The 5,622-nt window shown below is 67.3% G+C and carries 6 protein-coding genes and 1 riboswitch; of the genes, 2 read left to right on the top strand and 4 right to left on the bottom strand.

Annotated features, from left to right (window positions below; translation table 11 throughout):
* Positions 1-26 precede the first annotated feature (26 nt).
* Positions 27-1,037, bottom strand: a complete 1,011-nt coding sequence (locus tag KGM94_RS22880; RefSeq protein ID WP_300264382.1) for an FAD-dependent oxidoreductase — start codon at positions 1,035-1,037, stop codon at positions 27-29.
* A riboswitch (TPP riboswitch) is annotated at positions 1,025-1,169 on the bottom strand. It overlaps the preceding gene by 13 nt.
* A gap of 117 nt (positions 1,170-1,286) precedes the next feature.
* On the bottom strand, positions 1,287-1,826 hold the full coding sequence (locus KGM94_RS22875; RefSeq protein WP_300264380.1) for a lytic transglycosylase domain-containing protein: 540 nt from the start codon (positions 1,824-1,826) through the stop codon (positions 1,287-1,289).
* Between the two features lie 236 nt (positions 1,827-2,062).
* Between KGM94_RS22875 and KGM94_RS22870 the strand changes: the two genes are divergently transcribed.
* Positions 2,063-2,278 carry a hypothetical protein gene (locus KGM94_RS22870; RefSeq protein WP_300264378.1) on the top strand — a complete coding sequence of 72 codons (216 nt, stop codon included), beginning with the start codon at positions 2,063-2,065 and terminating at the stop codon, positions 2,276-2,278.
* Between the two features lie 192 nt (positions 2,279-2,470).
* The gene (locus tag KGM94_RS22865) at positions 2,471-2,995 is read left to right on the top strand and encodes a PRC-barrel domain-containing protein (protein ID WP_300264376.1); all 525 of its coding nucleotides are present in this window, start codon (positions 2,471-2,473) and stop codon (positions 2,993-2,995) included.
* Positions 2,996-3,119: 124 nt separating this feature from the next.
* Here KGM94_RS22865 and KGM94_RS22860 read toward each other — a convergent pair whose 3' ends face one another.
* Together KGM94_RS22860 and KGM94_RS22855 are read right to left on the bottom strand one after the other, a co-directional pair.
* Positions 3,120-4,688 (bottom strand): DUF4403 family protein, encoded by a 1,569-nt coding sequence (locus tag KGM94_RS22860; RefSeq protein ID WP_300264374.1) that lies wholly within the window; start codon positions 4,686-4,688, stop codon positions 3,120-3,122.
* Positions 4,689-4,868: 180 nt separating this feature from the next.
* Positions 4,869-5,540, bottom strand: a complete 672-nt coding sequence (locus KGM94_RS22855; RefSeq protein WP_300264372.1) for a L,D-transpeptidase — start codon at positions 5,538-5,540, stop codon at positions 4,869-4,871.
* Positions 5,541-5,622 lie beyond the last annotated feature (82 nt).

Genomic DNA, 5,622 nt, shown 5'->3' with positions numbered 1-5,622 from the left:
TACCTCGCGCCGCTCGCCGTTGACGACTACCCGCATCGCATCACCTCGTTGTCGATCTGGCCGCGCTCGACGTATCGGAGCGTCAGCTCGGCGAGCGCCGGCGCGATCAGGAAGCCGTGGCGATAGAGCCCGTTCACCGTGACCTTACTGCCGCGAACGCTGATGCGCGGCAGATTGTCGGGAAAGGCGGGGCGCAGCCCGGAGCCGAACTCGACGATGCGCGCCTCGCCGAAGGCCGGATGCACGGCGTAAGCCGCGCCCAAGAGCTCCAGCGCCGAGCGGACGCTCACGCCCCAGTCCTCGGTCTCGATCGAGGTGGCCCCGAGCATGAACAGATTGTCCTCGCGCGGGATCACGTAGAGCGGCCAGCGCGGATGGATCAGCCGCACCGGGCGCGCAAGCTGCACCTCCGGTGTCTCGATCAAGATCATCTCGCCCTTGACGCCGCGTAAGTCAGGCTCCTCGTCGCGCGCCGACAGGCCGCGGCAGTCGATCACGAGGCCGTCGAGATCCTTCGCGCTGACGTCGCTGTCGAACTTGATGATGCCGCCGGCGGCGCGGATGCGCTCGTGCAGTTTCGGTAGCACCCGGCGCGGCTCGACATGGCCTTCGTTGGGGAAGAACAGCGCCTCGCGGAAGCGGCCCTCCAGCGACGGCTCGAGTCTTGCGAGCTCGGCCGCGTCCAGCCGCTGATGGCCTTCGGTCATCCGCGCAAAGCGCTCGAAATCGTTGCGCTCGCGCGGCAGCGCCACCACCAGCGAGCCGTTGAACGGGGTATCCGGCAACTCGCGCCGCCAGATGTCGAGCGAGCGCTCGCCGAGCCTGGAGATGATGGGTTCGGCGACCTCGGCCTCGCAATACGGCGCGAGCATGCCGCCGGCCCAATGGCTGGTGGAGTCCATGAGCGCGGCGTCGCTGCGCTCGTGCAGCGTGACGGCGTGCCCGGCCTGCGCGAACAACAGCGCCTGCCAGGCGCCTGCGATGCCTGCGCCGATGATGGAAACCGGAGAATCCGGCCGCTTATTCGTCTGGTACATCCCTGTCCCTTCGCCGGCATGACCCGGATCAGGTTCAAAGGGTCACCGCGGTCTCCTGGCCTCATCATCATCGATGCGGCCGCGAGCGTGCGGTATCTCAGCTCCTCTTTCGGAGCTCCCCTCGGAACGGCACTAATGTAAGCCTGTGCGACCGTGTGTCAACGCGATATCCCCATCCGCGCCCCGGATGAAGGCGCAGCGCGCCGCTGAGCGGCGCCTATACGCGATGCGGAACCGGGACCCCGATAGCTATCGTAGCGCCTGTGCGCGGGCGTTCCACACGCTCTTCGCGAGCTTTTTGCGCGGCGTGGCACCGGGCGGCGGCTGCGGATTGCCGCTGGGCTCGAGCCAGCCCTGGGCGAGCGCGCTGTCCTGCCGGGCGATCTCCAGCCGCTGCCGCTTCGCCACATGGTAATAGCCGCCCGCATAATAATGCATGGCACGCGCGTGGTCGCCGTTGGCGGCACGGTAGGCGCCGGCGAGATATTTCACGCCGTAGGCGAGGTTGGTGGCGGGGTCGCGCAGCCCCGCGGCATCGCCGGTGTAGCCGACCCCGCGGGCGGTCGCGAGCTTGATCTGCATCAGCCCGATGGTGCCGCCGCGTCCGACCAGTTCGGAATGGTAGCGGCTCTCGCGCATGATGACGCGATGCACCAGCGATTCCGGCACGCCGTTGACGCGCGCATGCGCCGCGATCAGACCGGCATAGTCGGCTTCTCCCGCGTTCGCGATCTGCGGCAGCGCGACGGCGACCGCGACGATCGCGGCGGCGATGGTTGACGATTTCATACGATGTCCCTCGACCGAGTGACCTGCGCCCGGGCGCGTTAGGCGCCGCGAAGGCGGCGATGATGTGGCCGGACACCGCCGGCGCGGTTCCCTCGCGCGCCGCCGTCTTTAGGTCTCAATCGGCTGCGTTGAATTGCGCCTGCGGTCAGGCCTTGCGCGACAGCAGGCCTGTCCATTCGCGGAGCGGCGAAAGAACCGCTAAAAGCGCTGTGAGGGAAAAACTCGGGAGACGTGCCATGCCGGGATCCAATCTGAAGAGACCAGACGTCGGCGACATCCCCAGGCAAAATCCCTGCGCTCAATGCGGCGCGCCGATCCCGGCGCCGGAGTGGATCGAGCCCGGCCGGGGCCGCATCTCCTATCTCTGGACATGCCGCGCCTGCGGCTATCGCTTCGAGGCGATCGCGATCTTCGATCATTCGGCGGACGAGCGCGAGCCGCTCGCCGCCTGACGCGTCAGGCCGCCTGCTTCCGCGCGACGGGCAGTTGCATGCGCACGACCAGGCCATGCGGCGCGCGGGGAACTGTGCGCAACATTGCCGGAGCCGGAACCCTGCGCGCGCACGAAAATGTCGCAGGCGAGGAACGGCACACGCGTGCGGCGGTTTTCACTTCACCAGCTTCTGATGGAGGAGAACCGACTCATGTTGAAAGCTTTCGCAGCCGGCCTGGCCGGTACCGCTTTGCTTGCGAGCGTTGCGTTCGCGCAATCGCCCACCGCCACCACCGACAAGGCCCCGAGCGCCGCGGCCACCACCACCGCGACGTCGGCGTCCGGCGAGTGGCGTGCCTCGAAGATGGTGGGGCTGAAGGTCTACAACGACGCCAACGAGAACGTCGGGTCGATCAACGATCTCCTGATGGACAAGAGCGGCAGCATCAAGCTCGCCGTGATCGGCGTCGGCGGCTTCCTCGGCATGGGCGAACACCTGGTTGCCGTGCCCTACGAGAAGCTGAAATTCGTCACTGAGGCGGTCGCCTACAACGGCGCCGGCGCGACCAAACCGGCGTCGAGCACGACGACGGGCGCCGCGACCGGGACCGACAAGACCGCAACGAAGACGGCTACGACGACGTCGTCCTCGTCGAAATGGTATCCGGACCACGCCGTATTCAACGCGACCAAGGACGATCTGAAGAAGATGCCGGAGTTCAAGTACTCGGAGTAACCTGCCAGCAGTCATTCCGGGATGGCGCGCAAGCGACCGTCCTGGAATCGGAATCCCGACGAACCCGGAATCGAAAGATTCCGGGTTCGGTCCTTTGGGGCCGACCCGGAAGGCGTGCGGCGTTCTACAGTCCCTGCAGCTTGGTCACATAGACGTTCAGCGTGCCGCCGGCTTCCGCGATCACGCGCAGCGTCTTCGCATCGAAGGCGATCTCGGCGAGCGTGAGGCTGTCGATCTTCGCCTCCACCCGCAGGCCGTCCTCGCTCTTCTGATAGTCGGCGATCGCGGCGGCGATCTTCTCGCGCGCGTTGGCGGCGATCGGCTTGAGGTCGAGCGTCGCCTTCTGCACCAGCGCCTGCTGCAGTTGCGGCACTACCGCGCGCGCCGCCGCGCCGAGCAGTCCGAACGCGGCTTCCGACTCCACCGCGAGCTGGATGTCGGCGAGCCGCAGCGTCTGCTGCGCCTGATCGAGCATCGGCCGGCCCCAGATGTGCACGGTCGCTTCCGCGCCGAGGCCGAGGAAGCTCTTCTTCTCTTTGGCGCGCACCAGGAGCGAGATCAGCAGCCGGTCTCCGGAGGGGACGATGCTGGCGCGCTCGACGGTGACGTCGACCGGCCCCGAGCCGTCTTCCGGATAGGTGTGGCCGACCATCTGCGCCTCGACCAGCTTGTTGATCTCGGCGAACGGCACGTCGATCGGCACACCGATGCTCACGCCGGTTCCGCTCGGCGGCACGATGGAGATTTTTTCGGGGAAGGGGCAACTCGGCTTCGTCTGCGTGGCGGTGACGCGGGTCTCCGCCTCGATGCCGAGCAGGAGCGTCACGGCCGAGGCGTCCACGCGCGGCTGCGCTGCGATGGCGCGGATCGGCTTCAGCTCCAGCCAGAGCGGCGGCAGCGAGGCCGACGATCCCGTGCCCTGCAGCGGGATCGATCGGCAGGCCTTGGCCCATTGCGCCTTGGCGTTCTCCCGCAGGGTCGGATCGTTGCGGATGCGGTCGCCGACCGCGTTGAGTTGCTCGCCGACGGTCTTGTCGATCAGCGGCTTGACCTGGGCGGGGACGTTGACCTTGGCGCCGGCGACGTTGAGGCTGGTGTCGCCGAGGTTCACCTGCGCGCCGAGATTGGGTTCGAGATGCCAGGCGGCGGCGAGCTTGGGACGCGAGGTGACGACCACGTTGCCCTTGATCTCGGCATTGGCGTTGAAGTTCTTGATGTTGACCGCGCCGATCTGCTTGGCAGCATTGTTGCCGAGCACGCTGCCGAGTGCGTCGCCGAGCGCGCCGGTGGCCTTGGCCGACAGCGATCCCGTCACGTTCAGCTTGCCGGTCAGGGGCGTCGACAACGTCAGCACGTCATTGTCGCCGCTCGCCGAGATCGGGCCGCGGGTGGCCGACCAGCCGATGTCGGCGTTCTGCAGGATCTGAGAGATCGGGTTGTCGGCCTTGCCGGAAAAATTGCGCGCCGTGCTCTTCTCGGCCGCCTCCCGGATCGCCGACAGCGAGATCGCGACGGGGGCGATCACGATCGAGCTCTTCGAGACCGGCGGCAGCGGCGGCAATTGCGCGACCTGGGGCGCCGGCCCCGTGGCGCGCGGCGACAGCCAGTCCATCGCTTTCAGGCTGATGAAGAACGACGCCGCGAGCACCGCGACCGCAATCAGGATCGTCTTCAAGTTCAATGTCAGGCGCATCGTCTCCCCTGCAGGTCCCGGTCGGATTCTACAGGGCGATGGAGAGCGGCGCCAGTGTGGTGGAACCGCGAAACGCAGCTCGGAGCGAGCAGCCCGCGACGCAGTCTGGAGAATTGGGCAACAAAACACAGCGGCCCCGGGGACACCGGGGCCGCTCGCATCTCGATCGCGTGCGGCGGCTCAGCGCACCGCGCGGTTCAACTCGGCCCTGCGCTCGGTCATCGGCAGCACCACGACCTTGGTGCCGACGTTGACGCGCGAATAGAGGTCGGTGACGTCTTCATTGGTCAGGCGGATGCAGCCGGAGGAGACGTGCTTGCCGATCGTGTCGGGGGCGTTGGTGCCGTGGATGCGGTAGACGGTGCCGCCGAGATACATGGCGCGCGCCCCTAACGGGTTGCCGGGGCCGCCGGCCATGTGGCGCGGCAGATAGGGCTGGCGGGCGATCATCTCCGGCGGCGGAGTCCAGTCCGGCCACTCGGCCTTTTTGGTCACCGACTGAATGCCGGACCAGGTGAAGCCGTCGCGGCCGACGCCGATCCCGTAGCGGATGGCCTGCCCGTTGCCGAGCACGTAATAGAGATAGGTGTTGGGCGTGTCGATGACGATGGTGCCCGGCGCCTCGCGGGTGACGTAGCCCACGGTCTGGCGGCGGAAGCGCGCCGGCATCTCGACCGTGTCTTCCGACGGCGCGGCTTGCGAGGGCGCGGCCTGATAGGGCTGCGGCGCGAAGAACGGGAAGAGCTGCACCGGCGCGGCTTGCGCCGGGCCGGCAAACATCACGGCGGACAACGACAGCGCGCCGAAGGCAACGGCGCGCACATGCGTCTTGAACCTGTCCGGATTGAACATTGGTCGCCCCTGTCTGATCGGATTTTGATCACCGCGGCCCTGCGGTGCTCCGTTGCCCAAATCCCTAACGACAAAAAGTTTC

Origin of the sequence: Bradyrhizobium sp. (assembly GCF_028868675.1) — a bacterium.
Taxonomy (GTDB): domain Bacteria; phylum Pseudomonadota; class Alphaproteobacteria; order Rhizobiales; family Xanthobacteraceae; genus Bradyrhizobium.
Note: the sequence above shows the minus strand (reverse complement) of the source record. Positions and strands in the feature narration are given on the sequence as shown.

Excerpts from the sequence above, each read along its gene's own strand:
- KGM94_RS22880 (WP_300264382.1), bottom strand. The coding sequence starts at position 1,037 with ATGTACCAGACGAATAAGCGGCCGGATTCTCCGGTTTCCATCATCGGC.
- KGM94_RS22875 (WP_300264380.1), bottom strand. The coding sequence starts at position 1,826 with ATGAAATCGTCAACCATCGCCGCCGCGATCGTCGCGGTCGCCGTCGCG.
- KGM94_RS22870 (WP_300264378.1), top strand. The coding sequence starts at position 2,063 with ATGCCGGGATCCAATCTGAAGAGACCAGACGTCGGCGACATCCCCAGG.
- KGM94_RS22865 (WP_300264376.1), top strand. The coding sequence starts at position 2,471 with ATGTTGAAAGCTTTCGCAGCCGGCCTGGCCGGTACCGCTTTGCTTGCG.
- KGM94_RS22860 (WP_300264374.1), bottom strand. The coding sequence starts at position 4,688 with ATGCGCCTGACATTGAACTTGAAGACGATCCTGATTGCGGTCGCGGTG.
- KGM94_RS22855 (WP_300264372.1), bottom strand. The coding sequence starts at position 5,540 with ATGTTCAATCCGGACAGGTTCAAGACGCATGTGCGCGCCGTTGCCTTC.